This is a genomic window from Oikeobacillus pervagus (genome assembly GCF_030813365.1).
Classification (GTDB): Bacteria; Bacillota; Bacilli; order Bacillales; family DSM-23947; genus Oikeobacillus; species Oikeobacillus pervagus.
This window is the reverse complement of sequence record NZ_JAUSUC010000002.1, coordinates 69,304-90,359: the sequence shown is the minus strand read 5'-3', so window position 1 is coordinate 90,359 and position 21,056 is coordinate 69,304. Positions and strand designations below refer to the sequence as shown.

The window sequence follows — 21,056 nt, the reverse complement described above, 5'->3', positions numbered from 1 at the left end:
AAAGAGGAGGAACACTTCCCCCTCATGGTCCCCCTTAAAACTATTGTCCTTTATTTTACCGAGGGTTCAATATTTGACTGTTTTTTCTTAGGGATGGGCATTGCTTGAATCGTTAAGTAAAGCATGAGAATGATAAGAGCCCAGTTGATTAAGAAACCAAAGGGAATAGCGATTTTAAATAAACTGAATAAAGTAAAGATCACAGTTGGTAATGTGATGCAATAAGCCGTAATTCGGAAGCTTTGTTTGTAAGATAATTTACGTCCTTGGCGAATCAATAGAGCAAGACTTGCAAAAATCGTAATTTTAATAAATCCCATAGCGGAAACAAAAAGATAAGAAAGAAAAATGATGATCGGTAAAAAGATCCCCAAGGATGAATCCAATGCATTTAGGTAAGAGTTCAATTTTTGCTTGGAAAGATTTAATCCTTCTACCATAGAATATTGAAGGGTTTCCACATTGCCATTTGACGAAATAATGAACTCATCCTTTAATATGCCAATCGCATCCTTTTCTTTTTCGATGTCTTCTGCTGTAATGTTTCCGGTTGGGTCAAAAACGATCTTCATTCCATCTTTTGAAAGAATTTTCGTTTCATTTTGTTCAGAGGATAGGATCCCATTTTTTATTGTAAATGCTGGAATCTCATTTGTTGTGTCCTTCATAGCCTTTACACCTTGATTCACCATCATTGTGAAATGGTATGAAAATGGAATAATAGAAATGAGCATAATGAAAAAAACATATAAAATAGTTTTTCCAATTCCTTGAAAACGGAAAGTAGCCATATCTTTTGGAGAATACAGGCTCTTCACAAATTGTGTAAAAATATTCATATGTAAATTCCTCCTAATTTAATGTTACGTATTTTGAAAACACTGAAGTAATGATAGTGGAAAAGAACAGATACTTTGGATCTTTATGGGAAATGTATCATCGGGGATGACATGAATTTCCCCCTTCTATTGTATGCAAGTTTTGTAAGAGTCTGCAAGTAATTCCAATAGTATATTCTCTTCCTCTGTAACAATAATGTAACATACATATCCTAATGTAAATACATTGTAAATTTTTGATTGAAGTTATTTACTTAACCATTAGAATTTATTAATAATTGAAAAGGGTTTGTTGGTATATGTCGAAAAAACTTGAACAATAAATTAGGAGTTGAAGAAATGGAAATCAATGTCCAAGAAATGATTTTTCAATTTATTGGTGGGCTTGGAATTTTCTTGTATGGTATTAAGCAGATGGGAGATGGTTTACAAAAAACTGCAGGGGACCGTTTGCGTGACATTTTAGATCGATATACAACGAATCCGCTAATGGGAGTACTTGCTGGGATTCTTGTCACCGTATTAATTCAAAGTAGCTCCGCGACGACAGTGATTACCGTCGGGTTAGTAAGTGCAGGTTTTATGACTTTGCGCCAAGCGATTGGTGTTATTATGGGGGCTAATATCGGGACAACGATTACAGCATTCATAATAGGGATTAATATTGGTGAATATTCTTTACCAATCCTTGCATTGGGGGCTGTACTCATCTTTTTCTTTAAAGGAAACAAGGTGAATAATTTAGGACAAGTTATCTTTGGTTTTGGAGCATTATTTTATGGACTTGAGTTAATGAGTGGAGGAATGAAGCCGCTTAGAACTCTAGAATCATTTCATGAATTAACAGTAAATATGAGTGAAAACCCAATACTAGGGGTGGTGGTAGGTACAGCATTTACCATCATTGTTCAAAGTTCAAGCGCAACTATTGGGATTTTACAGGGATTATTTTCAGAAGGATTATTAAAACTTGATGCGGCCTTACCGGTTTTATTCGGGGATAACATTGGAACAACGATCACAGCAATTTTAGCTTCCATTGGGGCTTCTGTCGCAGCAAAACGAGCGGCAGCTACACATGTATTATTTAATTTAATTGGTACGACTATTTTTATGATAATATTACCCATTTTTACCAACTTGATAGAAGGATTAAGAGATTGGTTACATTTAAACCCTGAAATGACGATTGCTTTTGCACATGGAACTTTCAATGTGACGAATACAATCATTCAATTGCCATTTGTAGGAGTGTTGGCATTGATTGTAACCAAGCTTATTCCAGGTGAAGATGCCATTATTGAATATAAACCAAAACATTTGGATCCAGTATTTATAGAACAGTCACCATCGATTGCCATTGGACAAGCCAAAGAAGAAGTCATTCGCATGGGGAGCTTTGCCATAAAGGGGCTTGAGGAAACGAATGAATATTTAAAGACCAAACATCACAAACATGCAGAGACGGCTGTACAATTAGAATTCGCAATTAATAATCTAGATAAAAAAATTACCGAGTACTTAATTCAGTTATCTGGAGCGCCTTTATCCGGTAATGAATCGGAGCGCCATTCTACTTTAATGGATACGGTTCGTGATATTGAGCGAGTAGGTGATCATTTTGAAAATATACTGGAGCTTGTTGATTATCAGCAAGCAAATAAGGTGAAGATTACTCCAGATGCTATGAAGGATCTTCAAGAAATGTTTAGTCTTACGATTGAAACGGTATCAAAATCGATTGAAGCACTAAATGAAAATGATCGTGACATTGCTTATGAAGTGGCAGAAATAGAGGATCTAATTGATAAAATGGAAAGAAAACTACGAAAACAACATATATTACGATTGAATAAAGGACTTTGTACGGGTCAAGGTGGAATTGTGTTTGTAGATATCATTAGCAATTTGGAACGAATCGGTGATCATGCTGTTAATATTGCAGAAGCAGTCCTCGGTACAAGGCATGAACATTAAGAAGCGTAATGCTTCTTTTTTTTATGGCAAAATAGTGGAGCCGTCTTACTTGAAATTCTTCACATCAATAGGGGAATACTAACAATTAAGTTTGGATTAGAGGGAGGACAGGGGATTTTGCAACAGATAAATTGAAAGAGGACATTGTAGCGACAAATCGATAGTATGGGGAATAACGATTGAGAATGAGAAGGAAAATGTCGAAAAGAATAAAAAAGGTTTATTTTTATTTTTTATAGGGCAATGTATAGATGGACTTTATATTCAAAGTTTTTACTGTGAACGTAATGCAAATGAATTGAAACAAAGTAGAAAGTCTGATAATCTAATACTTGGAAGAATTAGAATCAATTTCTGATTCAAAGAAACTACATAATATAAGGAGGAAGTTAAAATGGCTTTTGAATTACCAAAATTACCTTATGCTTATGATGCACTTGAACCACATTTTGATAAAGAAACAATGGAAATTCATCACACGAAACACCATAACACATATGTTACTAATTTAAATAATGCTCTTGAAGGCAATGAAGAATTACTTTCTAAATCAGTTGAAGAAGTAATTGCTAATTTGGACGCTGTTCCAGAAGCTTCTCGTACAGCAGTGCGTAATAATGGCGGCGGACATGCGAACCACTCTTTATTTTGGCAAATTTTGTCACCAAATGGTGGCGGTGAGCCAACTGGGGAATTAGCTGAAGCCATTAATAAAAAATTCGGTAGCTTCGAAAGCTTCAAAGAAGAATTCAAAAAAGCAGCTGCAAGCCGCTTTGGTTCTGGTTGGGCTTGGTTAATCGTGAATAATGGCGAACTTGAAATTACAAGTACACCAAACCAAGACTCCCCATTAATGGAAGGAAAAACTCCTATCCTTGGACTTGATGTTTGGGAGCATGCATACTACTTGAAATACCAAAACCGCCGTCCAGATTACATTGGAGCATTCTGGAATGTCGTGAACTGGGAAGAAGTTGTTAAACGCTATAATGCTGCAAAATAATATAGTGTGATAAGAGAAAAGGCAGATCCTACCAAAAAGGATCTGCCTTTTTGTGAATAACTCCCCTCTTTCTTTCTAAAAATATAAGAGAGAAAAAGGGGAGTTTTATTTATGAGTATATTGAAGAAATGGTTAGGAGATGTGGAAGTTTCAAAAGATTTATTATTACTTCTCATTATCGGTGGATTTTATTCTTTAAGTGTGGCCCTGTCCAATACATTTGTAAATATATATTTATGGAAACAATCTGGACAGTTTATTGATTTGGCCGTTTACAATTTAACAGTTGTTATGTTTCAACCAATCACGTTTATTATCGCTGGTAGGTGGGCAAAAAAAGTTGATCGTGTCATCGTATTGCGGATCGGAGTCAGCTTCTTAGCCTTTTTTTATTTAACTGTTTTAGCTGTGGGCCAAAATGCATCAAAATATCTCGTTTTACTTGGAGCGCTTTTAGGAATTGGGTATGGGTTTTACTGGTTAGCCTATAATGTCCTTACATTCGAAATTACAGAGCCGGAAACACGGGATTTTTTTAATGGTTTATTAGGTACTTTAACATCTGCAGGTGGTATGCTTGGTCCGATTTTTGCTGGATTTGTGATTTCAAGATTTGATTCCTTTTTTGGCTACACGATTGTGTTCGGGCTTTCATTAACTTTATTTACAATGGCCGTTGTTATGAGCTTTTTCATAAAAAGAAGGCCTGCAACTGGTAGATATTGCTTTTTAAGAATAGTAAAAGAAAGGAAAAACAATGCCGATTGGAGGAATATTACAAATGCAAACTTTTTTCAAGGGTTAAGAGAAGGAGTCTTCGCATTTGTGATCTCTGTTTTTGTATTTGTCTCAACGGGAAGTGAGTTGGCTTTAGGAACATACGGATTAGTCAATTCAGGTGTTTCATTTTTATGTTATACTTTAGCTTCTAGAGTCATTTCCAAACAATATCGTAAGCCCGTTATTTTAATTGCAGGGATTTTATTATATTTATCCTTGTTCATCATTGCCTTTAAAGTAACGTATATGCGATTGTTAATTTACGCTGTAGTCATTGCGATTGCTTACCCTTTCTTACTTGTTCCATATTTATCTATGACCTATGATGTGATTGGAAGAGGATGGAAGGCAAGTGAAATGAGAATCGAGTACATTGTTGTTCGAGAATTATTCACGAATTTAGGAAGAATCGTATCTGTGTTCATTTTTATATTGGCTATTACATTCTTTAATGAAGAAAAAAGTATTCCAGTATTATTATTACTACTAGGAGCAGGGCATTCGATCATTTACTTTTTTATTCGGAAAGTAAAGATGAGCCCAACTTAGAGACTTGGCAACTTGCTAAGTCTCTCTTCATTATAATTTCCTATCATTCTTAATATGAATTTGTAGAAATAGTAGTGAATATTGTTTAAAATGAACTATAGTGACAGGTAAAGTGATAAGTAATCATAGAAAGGGATTATGCATAGTGAAAAAAACAAAGAAAAAAAGAAAAACACATGTGCCGTTTAGAATGAACATGTTGTTTTTTGTTGTCTTTGTCCTTTTTTCTTTGTTAATCTTCAGACTCGGAATTGTTCAGATTGTACAGGGAGAGGACTACCAAAGGAAAATTGAACGTACAGAAGACGTAACGGTAAATACAACCGTCCCAAGAGGAAAAATATTTGATAGAAATGGAAAAATCATTGTTGACAATATTCCTCAAAATGCAATTACGTATACTCGGTCCAAAAATGCGGACCAAGAAGAAATGTTAAAAACAGCAAAGAAACTCACAAAATTTATCAATAAAGACACGGATCGCATTACAGAGCGGGATAAAAAAGATTTTTGGTTAATGAAGTTCCCAGACAAAGGGAAAAAAAAGCTGACAGATAAAGAGTGGCAAAAACTTAAAGAAAATGAGTTAACGAGTAAGGATTTATACAAAATTCAATTAGATCGAATTACCGAGAAAGATTTGAAAATGTTAACAGAAGAAGATTTAAAAGTATTGGCGATTTATCGTGAATTTACGGGTGGATATGCTTTGACACCACAAATTGTAAAAAATAATAATGTGACAGAAGAAGAATATGCAACAGTTAGTGAGAATTTACGCTCATTACCTGGGGTCGATACGACGACAGATTGGGACCGTTCCTATATTTATGACAACACATTAAAAACGGTTCTTGGAAATATTTCGTCCTCCAGAGAAGGTTTACCTAAAGAAATGCTCGATTTTTATTTATCACGTGATTATAGTAGAAATGATCGTGTAGGTAAAAGTTATATTGAATATCAATATGAAGAAGTATTGCGTGGGCAAAAACAAAAAATGAAAAGTATTACAGATAAGTCAGGAAATGTTCTCAACTCTGAGGTTGTAAGAGAAGGTAGTCGTGGGAATGATTTAATCTTAACGACTGATATTGATTTACAAATCGCTGTTGAAGAAATCATCGAAGAGGAATTATTAAAGGAGAAATATAGGGGGCGCCCTTTATTAGACCGTGCTTTTGTGACGATGATGGACCCACATACAGGCGAAATCTTAGCATTAGCTGGGAAAAAATATGAGATAAATGATAAAGGAAAACCGGAAATTCTAGATTTTGCCCTTGGAAATATGACAACTTCTTATGCAATGGGTTCAGCTGTAAAAGGGGCTACCGTTTTAACCGGCTATATGTCAGGAGTAAATGGAATAAATGAATATATTGTCGACGAGCCTTTGAAATTTAAAGGTTCAAATAAGACAAAAAGTTCATGGTTTAATCGTTCAGGAAGAATGTCCATGAATGAAATATACGCGCTAAAAAGATCATCGAACGTGTATATGTTTAAAACGGCTATTGAGATCGGAAAAGGGGCATACCGATATAATCAAGGGTTGAAAATTGATTCAGAAGGCTACCACACCATGAGGAGATATTTTAATCAATTTGGTTTAGGGGTCCTTACTGGAATCGACCTACCAAATGAACAAGTGGGCTATAAAGGGAAAATTGACCCGGGAACACCAGGGAAACTTCTCGACCTTTCCATCGGACAGTTTGATACCTACACACCATTGCAAATGGCTCAATACGTCTCAACAATCGCAAATGGTGGATACCGTATGCAACCGCATATTGTGAAGGAAATTCGAAAACCAGTTGCGGAGTCTAATAAAATTGGCTCTTTAGTTGAGGCAACACAGCCGAAAGTATTAAATAGGATCGATGCAACACCTGCACAGATTGCTCAAGTACAGGAAGGGTTTAGGCAAGTTATGCAGACTCCCCAAGGAACTGCCTCAAGCTTCTTTGCAAATGCTCCTTATAGCCCTGCTGGAAAGACTGGGACAGCAGAGGGAGTTTATGATGGTCCTAAAAGCGAACAATATTTAAAAAGGGGACAACCATTACCAATGGTTTGGAATACAACACTCGTTGGGTATGCTCCTCATAATAACCCAGAAGTAGCTTTTTCCGTTGTGGTTCCATGGGTTTACCAAGGGAACGGCGGATCCTCCATTAATAATATTATCGGCAGAAGAATTTTAGATAAATATTTTGAATTAAAAGAAGAAAGAGCAGAAAAAGAAACATCTGATGTCATTGTTCAAAAGGAAATTCAATATCCAGATCAGGATAAAAAAGAAGAAGAATAATCAAAAGCCGTCCATAGGTGGGAATAATCCCCTCTTATGGACGGTTTTTTTGACTTAACTATTAGGTGGAAAAGAAAATAATAGAATTTGGAAAAGTTATCTCTTATTCTTAGCCCTCCTCACCTGCACCGGTAAAACCCGCAAAAATAACGACTTTACCCGGGGTTCTTTTACATGAAGTTAAAGGCGGTTTACAAAAGCTTAACAGTCTATTAAAACCTTATTAATAATCGTCTATTAATCTATGAGTTGTAGATATAATAAACATTTTTTCTTAGGAGGAAAAGGGATGAAAAGCTTAAAGGTACTTGCTGTTTCCACTATGATTGGTTCCGCTCTTGTGTTAGGAGCATGTGGTGGGACGGAAACATCATCAGATTCAAAGGATGGATCTAACAAAACAGAACAATCGGAAGAGGGAAATAAACAGCTTCAAGGTGATATCAAAATTGATGGCTCTTCAACTGTTTATCCAATCATGGAGGCAATTTCTGAAGAGTATACAATGGAACAGCCCGATGTGAAAGTGACAGTTGGATTCTCTGGAACAGGTGGCGGCTTTGAAAAATTTATTGCCGGGGAAACACAATTAACAAATGCTTCCCGCCCAATTAAGGATGAGGAAAAATCAAAACTTGAAGAAAAAGGAATCGACTTTACGGAATTCAAAATTGCCTATGACGGCTTGTCCGTTGTCGTGAATAAAGATAATGATTGGGTAGATTCATTAACAATAGATGAGTTGAAAAAGATCTGGCTTGACACAGGTAAAACAAAAAAATGGTCTGACATTCGTGAAGGATGGCCTGAAAAGGAAATCAAATTATATTCTCCAGGCACTGACTCTGGAACATATGACTACTTTGATGAGGTAATTTTAGAAGAAAAACCAATCGATCAATCTGCAACTTTATCAGAAGATGATAACGTACTTGTTCAAGGGGTTACAGGAGATAAAAATGCCATTGGGTACTTTGGATATGCTTATTATCTAGAAAATAAAGATAAATTAAAAGTGGTTCCAATTGATGGTGGCAAAGGTGCAGTTGAACCGAATAACAAAACGATTGAGAGCGGAGAATATTCTCCATTATCACGTCCACTATTTACTTATGTAAGCAATAAAGCGATCAAAGAAAATGAAAGTACTTATGACTTTGTGAAATTCATTATAGAAAATAGCGGAACTCTTGCAGAAGAAGTAGGATATGTGAAACTTCCAGATCAAGAGTACGAGGATGCTTTAAAAACTTTAGAAGGTCTTAAGTAAGAAGAATGTTATGGCGAGGTGGGAAGCATGAATGCTTTTCACCTTGCAATGGAGTTGAAAGGGGTTCCCATCAATGAAAACAGCTGAGCAAAAGACGGATATTCAACAAATCATTACAAATAAACAACAAAAACGGTTTATTTATAAAAGTGAAAAATTCGTCCCTATTTTTTTGTTTTTAATGGCTACGGTTTCGATTTTGACAACAGTTGGTATTGTTCTTACTCTTGTGTTTGAGACATTTACATTTTTTAGTGAAGTGTCATTTGTTGAGTTTTTAACTGAAAAAAAATGGTATCCATTTTCTGATACAGAAGCTTCATATGGAATTCAGTCTTTAATCATTGGGTCTTTAAAGATTACTTTAATAGCTGCAGTTACAGCTATACCTATCGGATTGGCTGTTGCGATCTATTTAAGTGAGTATGCTTCTAACCAAATAAGAAAAGTAGTAAAGCCATTGTTAGAAGTTTTGGCGGGAATTCCAACGATTGTTTATGGATTTTTTGCTCTTACATTTGTTACACCATTGCTGCGTTCCATGTTTCCTTCCATGGAAATGTTTAACGCTGTAAGTCCAGGAATTGTCGTTGGCATTATGATTATCCCTATGATTGTTTCTTTATCAGAAGATGCATTATCATCCGTACCACAAGCTGTTCGTGATGGTGCCCTTGGATTAGGTGCAACAAAATGGGAAATGACTTGGAGAGTGGTTTTCCCAGCAGCTTTATCAGGAATTTTAGCGTCAATCGTTCTAGCTGTATCAAGGGCGATTGGGGAAACGATGATTGTTACGATTGCAGGAGGCTCGACACCTAGTAATGATTGGAGTTTGACCAATTCATTACAAACGATGACTTCTTATATTGTTCAAGTTAGTACCGGAGATGCAGGTTTTGGTACGACAATCTATTACAGTATTTATGCTGTTGGCTTTACTTTATTTATCTTTACTTTAATCATGAATATTATGGCATATATGATTTCGAAGCGCTTCAGGGAGGAATATTAATGCAAACGATGGAATCCCAACAGATGGTGAAAAGACTTCCTAAACGAATATTAAAAAACAAATTAATCAATGGATTATTTTTAGTTGCTACTATCTTTTCATTAAGTATACTAGTCGTTCTTTTAGCGAGAATAATTATGCAAGGTTATAGTTGGTTATCCTTGGATTTTATCCAAAACTTTGCCTCTAGAAGGCCGGAAGAAGCGGGTGTAAAAGCGGCGATCATCGGTACTCTTTGGATGATGGCGGTTGTGGCTCCTGTCTCTTGTATCCTCGGGGTGGGGACAGCGATTTATTTAGAGGAATATGCGAGAAAGAACAAATTAACTCGATTTATTCAAATGAATATTTCAAATCTTGCCGGAGTACCTTCAGTTGTTTTTGGTTTATTAGGTTTAACGATTTTTGTTCGTGCACTTGCTTTGGGGAATAGTGTGTTAGCTGCAGGTTTAACGATGAGTTTATTAATTCTACCGGTCATCATTGTTGCGGCGCAAGAGGCTGTTCGATCTGTTCCAAAAGAATTGAAAGAAGCTTCATATGGAATGGGGGCGACAAAATGGCAGACGATCCTACGAGTAGTACTCCCAGTAGCCATTCCAGGTATTTTAACAGGTAGTATTTTAGCGTTGTCTCGGGCAATTGGAGAAACTGCACCTTTAGTGGTCATCGGTATTCCGACATTTGTGGCGTTTTTACCAGGATCGATATTAGACTCATTCTCGGCCCTACCGATGCAGATCTATAACTGGACCAGTAGACCTCAGGAAGAGTTTCATGCACTTGCAGCAGCCGGCATTATCGTTTTATTAGTGTTATTGCTTTTGATGAATTCAATAGCGGTATGGATTCGAAACCATTTTCAAAAACGTTAATTAAATCTGTCTCTTTCATTTTAATAAAAAATAATCAAATGGAACGAAAATGTACGGAAGCATTAATAAATTATTATAAGGGGAGTGGATTGCAATGGCAGTAACTGTCATGCAGGAATTTAAGGAGGAACGTGAAGAATTACTTTCACAAAGGAAGTCCGTCTATGAAACGAAAAAATGCAATTTATGGTATGGAAATCATCATGCTTTGAAAAATATTGATTTATCAATTAAAGAAAATGAAGTGACAGCGATTATTGGACCTTCAGGTTGCGGAAAATCGACTTATATTAAAACATTAAATCGCATGGTTGATTTAGTTCCAAGTGTACGAACATCAGGTGAAATTTTTTATCGTGAAAGAAATATTTTCGATAAAAAATTTCGAGTGGAAGAGCTTCGTACAAAAGTTGGAATGGTTTTTCAAAAGCCGAATCCATTTCCAAAGTCAATCTATGAAAATATTGCCTTTGGGTTAAAAATTCACGGAATTCGAAATAAAAAGCTGATCCAGGAAACGGTAGAAAAAAGTTTAAAAGGAGCTGCACTTTGGAATGAAGTGAAAGATCGATTAAATGATCATGCTTACAGCTTATCTGGAGGACAACAACAACGTCTCTGTATTGCAAGAACATTAGCACTTGAACCAGATGTTATTTTAATGGATGAACCCACTTCAGCATTAGACCCTGTCTCTACATTAAAAGTTGAGGAATTAATTAAAGAATTAAAAGAAAAATACTCGATCATCATTGTGACGCATAATATGCAACAAGCAGCGCGTATTTCTGATCAAACTGCGTTCTTTTTAAATGGTGAGGTAGTTGAATCTGACCATACTGAGAAAATCTTTTCCTATCCACGAGATAAGCGAACAGAGGATTATATTTCTGGAAGATTTGGATAAAAAACAAAATAGATGGCCGATTCGGCCATCTATTTTTGTTTTGTGATTACTTTGGCGATTTCTTCAAATGTAAAGGATTGTTGAATATCGTATTCACCAATTTGAATTTTTGTAGCATAATGATGGTCTTTTAAGTATTCATCAAATTGTTCTCGGCTATGAATGATGCCAGCTTCTTCAAGCTTTTGGCCGATTTCTGCTGAAGTAGTACCGCTTGAAATAACTAAATGGTAAGAATTTGTCTTTTGTTTAGAAGTAGTTTGTTTTTTCGTTTCCTTTTGTTTGATAGTAGGTTTTACTTTGTTCATTGCGGATATTTCTTTTTGTAAACGAGCTAATTCATTTACCTGTTGATGATAAGTAGTAGCGTTGACTACGACATAATCGTCCTTTTCCAGTTTTTGTTTCATTTTCTCGACGCTCAGATCTTGCGTTGGGGAAAAATATAAGTAGATCAATAGGGCAATAGCGGCTGCTAATAAGCCAGTAGCGAAAGCTCTAGTCATCTGTTTATTCATGTCTTATTCCTCATTTCATTGCCTATAGGGTTGTAAGATTTGACGAACTTGTTGAATGGATAGTGAGGATTGTTTGGCGATTTGATCCAAAGGTATCCCTTGATTAGACAAGGCGATAACTTGATTTTTAATAATTTCATTCACTTCCATTGTTTCCGGCAAAATGGATGAATCGCCCATTAATAATTCTTCTTCAATAATTTTTAGCTTCTTTTTTATTTGATAAGTATCTTGTAAACACTGCATGGAAAGGTCATCTAACTCTTTTTCTATTGTTTTATATGGATCTTGTTGAAAAAAAGAAAGGATAAATAGAATAATAGCTACAGTTACTAGACCGATGATAAATCCAGTCATATTTGATCACCTCAAAATTAATACATACAATTTATTTATAACATATTACGACAAAATCTACCATATATAGAGTAGGAACGGAAAAAAATGAGAGGGGATTTTCTAACCGCAATATCCGACAAAATGTGTTCATTGTGGAAAGTGGGTAGTGATGTTACGATAGATTATAGAAAAAAACTGTCGCTATATTTTGACTATTCGTGATAATGGGAAAAATAAAAACTTTCAAAAGGTGTTGTGAAATGAATAATGAAAATATGAAAGTAGAAAAAATAATGGATATAGTATTTAATTGTTACTGTATTTGGGATAATAAATTGATTAAATTACAACATGATATGAATTTGTATATGGATAGAAATTATTTTTTATTTGAAATCCAAAAGGAAGAGTGTGAAGCGGGAAATGAATACTCTTTTCAATTAAAAAATCTATCGGGAGACAACATTCATACAAAGCTGATATTCATTTTTCCATCTTCTAAAACAGCTTCAATGGGTGGACTCGGCTTTATTTCGCCAGTTGATGGGAGTGTTTGGAGCTGCGGTGAAACCGTTCAAATGCTCTTTGGTGAAGTGGATCATATGGGAAAAATGGTTCAGACGGTACTTCCTGTGGAAAGAGAACATGATGAATTGTCCTGGCTGGAATATATAATGAAGGAAAAGGAAAATTATCATCCATTTGTATCTGGTCAGCATCTTAGTATCTTCACTTTTGATTATGCATTAGCCTCTTCCGAAACAGCAAAGGGATCGATTTTGTCATTGAGTGGAAAGAACGAAGAAGCCTTACAAGCCATAAAGAATGAACGAAAAAACAGACTAGCTTTTACCAAGAAAAAATGATATTATAAAAAAGTCGTATGAAAAGAACGATTTGCATCGAAAGTTTGGAGGGAAAAAAATGCGTGTAAATATCACTTTAGCATGTACTGAGTGCGGTGATCGTAATTATATTTCTAAAAAAAATAAACGTAATAACCCGGACCGTCTTGAGCTTAAAAAATATTGCCCAAGAGAAAAACGAGTTACTGCGCATCGTGAAACAAAATAATGAAAACTTTGGCGGATAAAAGCCGGAACGAGTAAAGCAGCAGGGGTGTTCCTGCTGTTTTTTTGTCGAAAGAAATGAGCTGGCCATTCTGCATGTTTTTGATACCAACATTCTTTCGGGTTGTCTCATTTTAAAGGATACATAACATTTCTATAATATGGGAAGGTTACTGCCCATTAACAAGGGGATAAAGTGAACATTCTCTTATAAGGAATTTTGCTCTCTTCAAGTTTTAATCCGATCATTATGATGAATATGATTAAATGGGGTGGCAAGAGTGATAGATAAAAAAACGATAAGAGAAAGATTAAAAAAAGAGCTTGCGAAAATTTCACAACAAGCATATGAGGAGAAATCTAATCGAATCGCTCATTCTCTTTTTTCTCAAAACCAATGGAAAAAAAGTGATACAATTGGCATTACGATTTCAAGGTTTCCCGAAGTGGACACATATTCAATTATTAAACAAGGATGGACTGAAGGAAAGCAAATGGTTGTACCGAAATGTGAACCGAAAACAAAACAAATGCACTTTTTTAAACTAGAATCATTTGACCAACTAGAAACGGTTTACTTTGGATTATTGGAGCCGAATCCTACTACAACGATGAAGGTCGACCAAAAGGCTATTCAGTTATTAATAGTTCCTGGATTAGCGTACACGAGAGGCGGATACCGACTTGGCTTTGGTGGCGGCTATTATGATCGCTTTTTACAATCCTATGCTGGAGAGACGATGTCGCTAGCTTTTAGTGAACAGCTTCAAGATGAGTTACCAATTGAACAGCATGATTTGTCTGTTGAGCAAATTATTACGGATCATGAGGTTATCATTTGTGAATGATATTTTCTTTATTTCATTGATTATCACCGTCAGTTTGATAGGGGTATTTTCAAAAAATTTAAATACTTCAGGTGGAATTGCAGCTATTTTCATTGGCAGTCTTTTATATTTTTCAATGGAATGGGAAGGACTTATCATTCTTGGCGCATTTTTTTTTAGTTCAAGTCTATGGTCAAGGTTCAAGGCGCATAAAAAAGGAGAAATAGAAAGAATCCTTGTCAAGACATCTAGAAGGGATTGGCAACAAGTAGTGGCGAATGGGGGTGCCGCAGCTCTTTTTGGGATCATTTACTTGTATAGCTCCACTGAGATTTGGCTCTATGCAGCCATTGCCTCTATTGCTGCTGCCAATTCGGATACATGGGCATCAGAAATAGGAACCCTTAGTAAGAAAAAACCTCTCTCCATTCGTACCTTTCATTTGACTGAACGAGGAGAGTCTGGGGCAATTTCAATTTTAGGAACCATTGCGGGATTATTTGGGAGTTTTTTTATTGCTTCCATTGCTTTCCTATTTATTCCTGATATCGATTTTGATTTATTTTGGTTCATTGGTCTGGCTGGCTTCTTAGGAAATATTTTGGATACTCTTCTGGGGGCGTTTGTTCAAATTGAATTTCATTGTCCTAAATGCAAACGCAATGTCGAAAATCCTGTGCACTGTTCTGTGAAAACTAGGAGGATTAAAGGATTTCCGATGTTTCAAAATGAATCTGTTAATTTCCTTTCGAGTTTTTTCGCGGGAATTGTCATCATCTTTATGGAAATATGTCTTTGAAAACCTCTTAGCGGATGGATAAATTTGTGTAAGTAACACACACTACTAGCAGGAGGGATCATTTATGGAACGAAATTGGTCGGGAATCTTTGCATTAGTTGCCGTTGTTTTTGTTTTATATCGTTTTAGATATCGATTATTGAACTTAGCCCTAGGGACTGTTTTTTTGAGGAAGTTAGTGGTGCAATTCGCTATGAATATTCCCGGATTAAGATCAAAAATGATGGAGACTACATTCCGTACATAGACCTCATGATTAGGTCTATTTTTTTTTGGAAAACGATCTAACATGAATAGTCTGAATGACTCATCACTCAAAATGAAGATTTAATGCAAGTTCCCTCGACAAAATATGTGTCGGGAATCAAGAAACATTCAACAAAAGTAAACCTCCACTTAAATGAAAGGATTTAAAAAAATACAGGCGTTTGTCTTTACATTCCCTTTTAGCTTTATATATATTAGAAATATGTGCCAATCTTAAGGAATGGATCGTGATAGTAATATGGGGTTTAGGGAAGAGTATATATTTTGGCGTACGGCCTATTTTTTTATCGTTGAGCATGGATATCGTATTGCGAAAATGTCGGAAAATCGGAAGGAACTCTGGTTAGAAGATTTAACGAATAAACAAGCACATCTTATTCGGTTACTTCAACATGATCTTGACTGGAGTAATTCGATGCAACGTGATATTGAATTTGTTTCTTTAAATGGGGAACAAATCCGCAAAAGGTTGATGAAACGCGAAATGAAAATTCTAAATATTTACGTTTCAACCTATCCGCCTGTGGATGATTATGAGTCGCGAATAAAGGAGCCGTTTGTTTTTCCAAAGGGAAATAAAACCATTGTTTCGACAATTATTTTAAGTGAACCGTTGATGGACGATAGCTTTACGCAATTGAGCAACATTTTTCAAACACCTATTCATTGGCAGTTTCAACAAGAATATGAAGAGCAGGAAGTTTCCACCTTACAGCGAGTCGTATTAGGGAATGCTGTTCAGCAACAAGATCAGGACAAACGGTTAATGACCTTTGGTAAACCGTTTTTTACTTATATATTAGTGGCGATTCAAGTGATCATGTTTGCTATTTTAGAGTTTTCAGGTGGCAGTACAAATACCGAGACATTGATTAAGTTTGGGGCGAAATATAATCCAGCCATTTTAGAGGGAGAATGGTGGCGGTTTTTTACTCCAATGGTTTTGCATATTGGATTCTTACATTTATTAATGAATACTTTAGCTTTGTATTATTTAGGAGCAGAAGTGGAGCGGATTTTCGGTAAAGGGCGGTTTCTATTCATCTACATATTTTCCGGTTTTTTAGGATCTGTAGCAAGCTTTGTCTTTACGGCAAATTTATCTGCTGGAGCAAGTGGTGCGATTTTTGGGTGCTTTGGCGCCTTATTGTATTTCGGTGTCATGTATCCAAAATTATTTTTCAGGACAATGGGAATGAATATTATTGCTGTTATTGTGATTAACTTAATCTTTGGTTTTACAGTACCGGGAATTGATAATGCAGGACATATTGGTGGCCTAATCGGCGGATTTTTAGCCACTGGTGTCGTTCATTTTCCAAAGAAGCGTCGCTGGAAAAACCAAACGGCTTTCACGATTGTCACAATGGGGTTAACGATCCTATTTCTAGGGATTGGATTTAATAATGGGTTTGCCAAAATGAATCCCAATATGGTGAATAGCGTTGCCCAACAAAAAATTCAAGAGAAACAGTATGATGAGGCATATGAGATCTTAACTGATTATATGAGTGAAAATGGGAAAGAATCAGCGGAATCTTACTTTCTTTTATCTTATATCGAGATTCAGCATAAAGAATATCAACAAGCTGAAGTACATTTAAATCAAGCGATTGAATTAAGGGGAGACTTTCCAGAGGCTCATTATAATTTATCATTGCTTCTTTCAGATAAAGGGGAGGTAGAAGAGGCGCTCAAACATGCAAAAACAGCTTTGCGCCTCGATCCCCAAAATGATCAATACAAAAAGATAGTCGACGAACTTACTCGTTAATTCTTTGCTTAAGTAAGATAAGTTCTTTATCTTTCGTTTGAGTGATGACGTATAACTCAGTTCCTGTTTTAGGAATGAAAATAATTGGTGCAGTACTTTCAATTGGACTTACGATTGTGCCATCCGCTGTTTTAATCCCTAGGAAATAATTTTTATAAATACCCTCCCATAATTTACCTAAAATATTTTGCGTTTGAGGTAATGTGAAGTTTGGAAAAGGAGTCGTTTCATATTTTTCCAAATCATTAATGGAAATTGGATAGAATTGGTTAAGGTTTATTTTATATTTTTTACTTGCATCGTTTATTATTTGCTGTTGTTGATTTAATCCTGTTTTTTCTAAAACCCCTTTCCATTCCCGCTCTTCGGAATTGGAAGGGGTTTTGAATGCGGTTAAGGGGCTAAAGGCTGAATCGATTACAAAAAGTTTTGCACTTGTGATTCGATCGGCACTTGTAATTTGTTCATCTCCATTATGAATTTCCGCATAATGAAAAGAAATAGCCTGAATATAGCTACTTTCTCTTCCAGATATTATCGTATTTTCCTCCATTAAATCTGTGTTTTGCTTCCACTCATTTAATAAACCTTTCAACTTTCCATTCATAAAGAGAAGACCTATATCTTGACGTAAATAGGCTTTCTGTTGTAGTAATGAGCGAATGGACCATTTCACTTGAAATGATTGATTTTTTTTAGCCGCTAATAAGTCTAGATCTGTTTGGGCCGAAGTAAAATGTACATTTTCATTAAGAGGAAAAAAAATAATGCTTTCCTCTGCTTCATTCAAAGGAAAAATATAAAACATTACAAGAAGAATGATCCCAATGATAACTGGCGGCTTAAATGGAAGGTTCCTCATTATCCCAACTCCTTATAATGTTTGTCCATTTTAATATATTCCGAACGTTTGAAAAAAGAACAATACTTATGTTGAAAGTATGTTTTTCTTCTTATGAGGAAATAAATGGACGAGAGGGAACTTCTCATTTTTAATTGGAGTTGAATAAATTGAAGGAAATGAAGAAAAGAATTGTTTCATCAAATTTTAATGAAAACCTCTCATTCTTAAAAGATCGTTTAGGAATTGGAAAAAGTTTTGATGTCATTCAGCTCGATGTGGAATATGCCGATCGGAAAATGGCTTTGTTTATGGTAGATGGTTTTGTAAAGGATGATATTCTTCACTATTTGATGCGGGGGCTTTCGTTGCTATCACCTGAACAACTCGAAGATCACCCGTTACAGTCGTTAATCAAAACTTACATTCCCTATGTAGAAATTGAAACAACGGATGACTTGGAACAGGCCGTCGATAAAGTTCTTTCAGGACCAACCGTTTTGGTTGTGGAAGGGCTTGATGAAGTCATCATCATTGATGCGAGAACATACCCTGTGAGAGGTCCCGAAGAACCGGATACAGAAAGGGTTGTAAGAGGACCGCGTGACGGATATGTGGAAACCATTGTGTTTAATACCGCTTTAACTCGGAGAAGGATTCGTGATCGTTCCTTAAGAATGGAATATATGCAAATAGGAAGACGTTCCAAAACAGATGTCGTCGTTTGCTATTTAGAAGATATTGCAGATCCAAATCTTGTGAAAGAAATTAAAAATTCCTTATCCAAAATAGACACAGATGGGTTACCAATGGGGGAAAAAACAGTGGAGGAATTTATTTCTGGTCGACATTGGAACCCGTACCCACTTGTCCGTTACACCGAAAGGCCAGATACAGCCGCAAGCCATATATATGAAGGACATGTTTGTGTCATAGTGGATGGCTCGCCGAGTGTGATGATTACTCCCACAACCTTTTGGCATCATCTACAGCATGTAGAAGAGTATCGAAACAAGCCTTTTATAGGAGCCTATTTACGTTTTGTTCGGTTTGTAGCGGTTTGGGCATCGATTTTCCTGCTACCTTTATGGTATTTATTTGCAAGCCGTCCCGATCTTCTTCCAGAGAAAATAAAATATATCGGGCCAACCGAAACGGGGGATATCCCCTTAATTATTCAATTCCTGTTAATTGAAGTAGGATTGGATATGCTGCGAATGGCTGCCATTCATACGCCAACTTCATTAGGTACCGCGTTAGGTTTAGTGGCGGCTCTTATGATTGGTCAGGTGGCTGTTGAAGTGGGGCTTTTCGTCAATGAGGTCGTTCTTTATTTAGCGGTTGCCGCTATTGGAACGTTTGCAACACCGAGCTATGAAATGGGATTAGCTAACCGATTCGTTCGAATTGCCTTGCTAATCATCACGTCCATTTTTGGATTATATGGTTTTGTAATCGTAACTTTTGGCTGGATGATCCTGTTGATTCGTATGAAGTCCTTCTCCACCCCTTATATGTGGCCGTTTATCCCGTTTAATGCACGTGCATTTCGTGATGTCCTCATTCGCTCACCTATCCCTTTGAAAAATCGTCGGCCTAGAGTATTACATCCTAAAGATCCTGATCGGTAATTAAATCAGTGGGGAAAGAAACCCACTGATTTAATTACCCCTTCATAAATTCTTCTTTTTTTTCTTCACTTTTATTGTGTACAATATACTTAACTATATGTATAGGTTAAGGTTGGTGTTAAGGTATGAAAACAATGTACGATGTTCAGCAATTATTAAAAAAATTTGGGACAATTATTTATCTTGGGGATCGTCTGGATGATCTCGTGTTAATGGAAACTGAACTAAAGGAATTGAATCAATCTCAATTAATTGACCCAAAAGATTTTCAAATGGCTTTGTTATTAGTTCGCCATGAAATGCAAAAAGAAAGGGATAAACGGAAATAAGATGGACGGTTTTAAAAGAAAATGGGTTGTAGCAATAGACCTAGGGGGGACCACTACGAAACTTGCCTTTTTTAACCATAGTGGCAAGATGATCAAGAAGTGGAAAATTTCCACCGACAAAAGGAATGCTGGCCAATATATTTTAGATAATATTGTGACATCAATTGACAAACAACTACAACAACTTAAGGTGGATAAAGAAATATTGACAGGCATTGGCATGGGTGCACCTGGACCTGTTCATTTAGAGCAAGGGCTGCTTTACAATGCCATTAACTTAGGTTGGGAAAAGAATTATCCTTTGAAAAAGCTTTTGGAAAAGAAAATGAACTTGCCTGTTGCGGTAGAAAATGATGCAAATTGTGCTGCCTTAGGAGAGTTTTGGAAAGGGATAGGACAACACTCAAAAGATTTAATATTTGTGACATTAGGGACAGGAGTTGGAGGCGGAATTATTTCAAATGGAAAACTAGTTCGCGGTGTTCATGGAGCTGGAGGGGAAATCGGCCATATAACGGTGATTCCTAAAAATGGTTATAGATGTAACTGTGGTAAAATAGGATGTCTTGAAACGGTTGCATCTGCCAAAGGTATTCAGCGTATAACGAAGCAATTATTAGCGTCAAAGAAGGAAAAGTCCATGCTTTCCGACAAATATTTTACCGTCAAGGATGTATTTAATGCTGCTAAACAGTGTGATCCCACTGCTTCTGAAGTCGTGGATACATTTTCTTTTTATTTAGGCTTAACGCTTGCGAATATAGGAAATATATTTAACCCTGAAATCATCATTCTCGGGGGTGGAATAGCAAAGGCCGGTGATTTTTTAGTTAAAAAAGTGCAACCATACTTTGAAAACTATGCTTTTCCAACAGTACGCGACTCGACTGTCATTAGCTTGACTGATTTAGGAAATGATGCTGGAGTGTTTGGAGCTTGTCGACTTATTTTGAATCAAATGATGAAATCAAAGAAAATGTAGAAGATCGAACCAAAGTGGAACGGTTTCTTTTTTTTGTGTCAAATGAATGAATAGGCCATCTAAACTATAATTCTATAAAAGGAATGTTGAGTATGATTTGCTTTTTTGTAAAAAAAGTATTAAGATACTTACTAATAATGTACAGTA

The 21,056-nt window shown here is 36.0% G+C and carries 21 protein-coding genes; 17 read left to right on the top strand and 4 right to left on the bottom strand.

Annotation, left to right across the window (positions count from 1 at the left end):
* Positions 1-50: 50 nt before the first annotated feature.
* The gene (locus J2S13_RS01385; protein ID WP_307255881.1) at positions 51-839 is read right to left on the bottom strand and encodes a DUF1189 domain-containing protein; all 789 of its coding nucleotides are present in this window, start codon (positions 837-839) and stop codon (positions 51-53) included.
* A gap of 339 nt (positions 840-1,178) precedes the next feature.
* Between J2S13_RS01385 and J2S13_RS01380 the strand changes: the two genes are divergently transcribed.
* The 8 genes from J2S13_RS01380 to pstB all read left to right on the top strand — a co-directional run bounded on the left by J2S13_RS01380 (position 1,179) and on the right by pstB (position 11,532).
* Positions 1,179-2,816 carry a Na/Pi cotransporter family protein gene (locus tag J2S13_RS01380; RefSeq protein WP_307255880.1) on the top strand — a complete coding sequence of 546 codons (1,638 nt, stop codon included), beginning with the start codon at positions 1,179-1,181 and terminating at the stop codon, positions 2,814-2,816.
* A 394-nt stretch (positions 2,817-3,210) separates the two neighbouring features.
* Positions 3,211-3,819, top strand: coding sequence for a superoxide dismutase SodA (gene sodA, locus J2S13_RS01375; protein WP_307255879.1), 609 nt, complete (start codon positions 3,211-3,213; stop codon positions 3,817-3,819).
* A gap of 111 nt (positions 3,820-3,930) precedes the next feature.
* Entirely contained in the window at positions 3,931-5,148 is a 1,218-nt protein-coding gene (locus tag J2S13_RS01370) for an MFS transporter (RefSeq protein ID WP_307255878.1), read from the top strand.
* 190 nt (positions 5,149-5,338) lie between these two features.
* Positions 5,339-7,465 (top strand): peptidoglycan D,D-transpeptidase FtsI family protein, encoded by a 2,127-nt coding sequence (locus J2S13_RS01365; RefSeq protein ID WP_307255949.1) that lies wholly within the window; start codon positions 5,339-5,341, stop codon positions 7,463-7,465.
* 289 nt (positions 7,466-7,754) lie between these two features.
* Complete coding sequence (locus tag J2S13_RS01360; RefSeq protein WP_307255877.1) at positions 7,755-8,735, top strand: PstS family phosphate ABC transporter substrate-binding protein; 981 nt, start codon at positions 7,755-7,757, stop codon at positions 8,733-8,735.
* Positions 8,736-8,808: 73 nt separating this feature from the next.
* Positions 8,809-9,750, top strand: coding sequence for a phosphate ABC transporter permease subunit PstC (gene pstC, locus J2S13_RS01355; protein ID WP_307255876.1), 942 nt, complete (start codon positions 8,809-8,811; stop codon positions 9,748-9,750).
* Positions 9,750-10,625, top strand: a complete 876-nt coding sequence (pstA, locus tag J2S13_RS01350; protein ID WP_307255875.1) for a phosphate ABC transporter permease PstA — start codon at positions 9,750-9,752, stop codon at positions 10,623-10,625. Before pstC ends, pstA begins: the two co-directional genes overlap by 1 nt.
* Before the next feature lie 109 nt (positions 10,626-10,734).
* On the top strand, positions 10,735-11,532 hold the full coding sequence (pstB, locus tag J2S13_RS01345) for a phosphate ABC transporter ATP-binding protein PstB (protein WP_370873927.1): 798 nt from the start codon (positions 10,735-10,737) through the stop codon (positions 11,530-11,532).
* A gap of 29 nt (positions 11,533-11,561) precedes the next feature.
* On the opposite strand, the gene J2S13_RS01340 is transcribed toward pstB, so the two are convergent.
* Both J2S13_RS01340 and J2S13_RS01335 read right to left on the bottom strand, forming a co-directional pair.
* Positions 11,562-12,050, bottom strand: a complete 489-nt coding sequence (locus J2S13_RS01340) for an endolytic transglycosylase MltG (RefSeq protein ID WP_307255873.1) — start codon at positions 12,048-12,050, stop codon at positions 11,562-11,564.
* A 15-nt stretch (positions 12,051-12,065) separates the two neighbouring features.
* A complete protein-coding gene (locus J2S13_RS01335) occupies positions 12,066-12,407 on the bottom strand; it encodes a helix-turn-helix domain-containing protein (RefSeq protein WP_307255872.1) in 342 nt (113 codons plus the stop codon).
* Between the two features lie 242 nt (positions 12,408-12,649).
* Between J2S13_RS01335 and J2S13_RS01330 the strand changes: the two genes are divergently transcribed.
* The 6 genes from J2S13_RS01330 (at position 12,650) to J2S13_RS01305 (ending at position 17,126) form a co-directional block, all read left to right on the top strand.
* Positions 12,650-13,255 (top strand): hypothetical protein, encoded by a 606-nt coding sequence (locus tag J2S13_RS01330; protein ID WP_307255871.1) that lies wholly within the window; start codon positions 12,650-12,652, stop codon positions 13,253-13,255.
* 58 nt (positions 13,256-13,313) lie between these two features.
* The gene (gene rpmG / locus J2S13_RS01325; RefSeq protein WP_307255870.1) at positions 13,314-13,463 is read left to right on the top strand and encodes a 50S ribosomal protein L33; all 150 of its coding nucleotides are present in this window, start codon (positions 13,314-13,316) and stop codon (positions 13,461-13,463) included.
* Between the two features lie 277 nt (positions 13,464-13,740).
* Positions 13,741-14,307, top strand: coding sequence for a 5-formyltetrahydrofolate cyclo-ligase (locus tag J2S13_RS01320; RefSeq protein ID WP_307255869.1), 567 nt, complete (start codon positions 13,741-13,743; stop codon positions 14,305-14,307).
* A complete protein-coding gene (locus J2S13_RS01315) occupies positions 14,300-15,085 on the top strand; it encodes a DUF92 domain-containing protein (protein ID WP_307255868.1) in 786 nt (261 codons plus the stop codon). The genes J2S13_RS01320 and J2S13_RS01315 overlap by 8 nt, the downstream gene beginning before the upstream one ends.
* Positions 15,086-15,149: 64 nt before the next feature.
* Positions 15,150-15,332 (top strand): protein YqgO, encoded by a 183-nt coding sequence (gene yqgO / locus J2S13_RS01310; RefSeq protein ID WP_307255867.1) that lies wholly within the window; start codon positions 15,150-15,152, stop codon positions 15,330-15,332.
* Positions 15,333-15,572: 240 nt separating this feature from the next.
* On the top strand, positions 15,573-17,126 hold the full coding sequence (locus tag J2S13_RS01305; protein ID WP_307255866.1) for a rhomboid family protein: 1,554 nt from the start codon (positions 15,573-15,575) through the stop codon (positions 17,124-17,126).
* Here J2S13_RS01305 and J2S13_RS01300 read toward each other — a convergent pair.
* Complete coding sequence (locus J2S13_RS01300; RefSeq protein ID WP_307255865.1) at positions 17,116-17,988, bottom strand: hypothetical protein; 873 nt, start codon at positions 17,986-17,988, stop codon at positions 17,116-17,118. The two genes, J2S13_RS01305 and J2S13_RS01300, sit on opposite strands and share 11 nt — an antisense overlap.
* 158 nt (positions 17,989-18,146) lie before the next feature.
* Between J2S13_RS01300 and J2S13_RS01295 the strand changes: the two genes are divergently transcribed.
* The 3 genes from J2S13_RS01295 to J2S13_RS01285 all read left to right on the top strand — a co-directional run bounded on the left by J2S13_RS01295 (position 18,147) and on the right by J2S13_RS01285 (position 20,909).
* The gene (locus tag J2S13_RS01295; protein ID WP_307255948.1) at positions 18,147-19,598 is read left to right on the top strand and encodes a spore germination protein; all 1,452 of its coding nucleotides are present in this window, start codon (positions 18,147-18,149) and stop codon (positions 19,596-19,598) included.
* Positions 19,599-19,723: 125 nt separating this feature from the next.
* Entirely contained in the window at positions 19,724-19,927 is a 204-nt protein-coding gene (locus J2S13_RS01290) for a YqgQ family protein (protein ID WP_307255864.1), read from the top strand.
* A 1-nt stretch (position 19,928) separates the two neighbouring features.
* Positions 19,929-20,909: an ROK family glucokinase gene (locus tag J2S13_RS01285; RefSeq protein WP_307255863.1), complete on the top strand. Its 981-nt coding sequence runs from the start codon at positions 19,929-19,931 to the stop codon at positions 20,907-20,909.
* Positions 20,910-21,056: the final 147 nt, after the last annotated feature.

Coding starts and splice junctions, on each gene's coding strand:
- J2S13_RS01385 (WP_307255881.1), bottom strand. CDS start 839: ATGAATATTTTTACACAATTTGTGAAGAGCCTGTATTCTCCAAAAGAT.
- J2S13_RS01380 (WP_307255880.1), top strand. CDS start 1,179: ATGGAAATCAATGTCCAAGAAATGATTTTTCAATTTATTGGTGGGCTT.
- sodA (WP_307255879.1), top strand. CDS start 3,211: ATGGCTTTTGAATTACCAAAATTACCTTATGCTTATGATGCACTTGAA.
- J2S13_RS01370 (WP_307255878.1), top strand. CDS start 3,931: ATGAGTATATTGAAGAAATGGTTAGGAGATGTGGAAGTTTCAAAAGAT.
- J2S13_RS01365 (WP_307255949.1), top strand. CDS start 5,339: ATGAACATGTTGTTTTTTGTTGTCTTTGTCCTTTTTTCTTTGTTAATC.
- J2S13_RS01360 (WP_307255877.1), top strand. CDS start 7,755: ATGAAAAGCTTAAAGGTACTTGCTGTTTCCACTATGATTGGTTCCGCT.
- pstC (WP_307255876.1), top strand. CDS start 8,809: ATGAAAACAGCTGAGCAAAAGACGGATATTCAACAAATCATTACAAAT.
- pstA (WP_307255875.1), top strand. CDS start 9,750: ATGCAAACGATGGAATCCCAACAGATGGTGAAAAGACTTCCTAAACGA.
- pstB (WP_370873927.1), top strand. CDS start 10,735: ATGCAGGAATTTAAGGAGGAACGTGAAGAATTACTTTCACAAAGGAAG.
- J2S13_RS01340 (WP_307255873.1), bottom strand. CDS start 12,050: ATGAATAAACAGATGACTAGAGCTTTCGCTACTGGCTTATTAGCAGCC.
- J2S13_RS01335 (WP_307255872.1), bottom strand. CDS start 12,407: ATGACTGGATTTATCATCGGTCTAGTAACTGTAGCTATTATTCTATTT.
- J2S13_RS01330 (WP_307255871.1), top strand. CDS start 12,650: ATGAATAATGAAAATATGAAAGTAGAAAAAATAATGGATATAGTATTT.
- rpmG (WP_307255870.1), top strand. CDS start 13,314: ATGCGTGTAAATATCACTTTAGCATGTACTGAGTGCGGTGATCGTAAT.
- yqgO (WP_307255867.1), top strand. CDS start 15,150: ATGGAACGAAATTGGTCGGGAATCTTTGCATTAGTTGCCGTTGTTTTT.
- J2S13_RS01305 (WP_307255866.1), top strand. CDS start 15,573: ATGGATCGTGATAGTAATATGGGGTTTAGGGAAGAGTATATATTTTGG.
- J2S13_RS01300 (WP_307255865.1), bottom strand. CDS start 17,988: ATGAGGAACCTTCCATTTAAGCCGCCAGTTATCATTGGGATCATTCTT.
- J2S13_RS01295 (WP_307255948.1), top strand. CDS start 18,147: ATGAAGAAAAGAATTGTTTCATCAAATTTTAATGAAAACCTCTCATTC.
- J2S13_RS01290 (WP_307255864.1), top strand. CDS start 19,724: ATGAAAACAATGTACGATGTTCAGCAATTATTAAAAAAATTTGGGACA.
- J2S13_RS01285 (WP_307255863.1), top strand. CDS start 19,929: ATGGACGGTTTTAAAAGAAAATGGGTTGTAGCAATAGACCTAGGGGGG.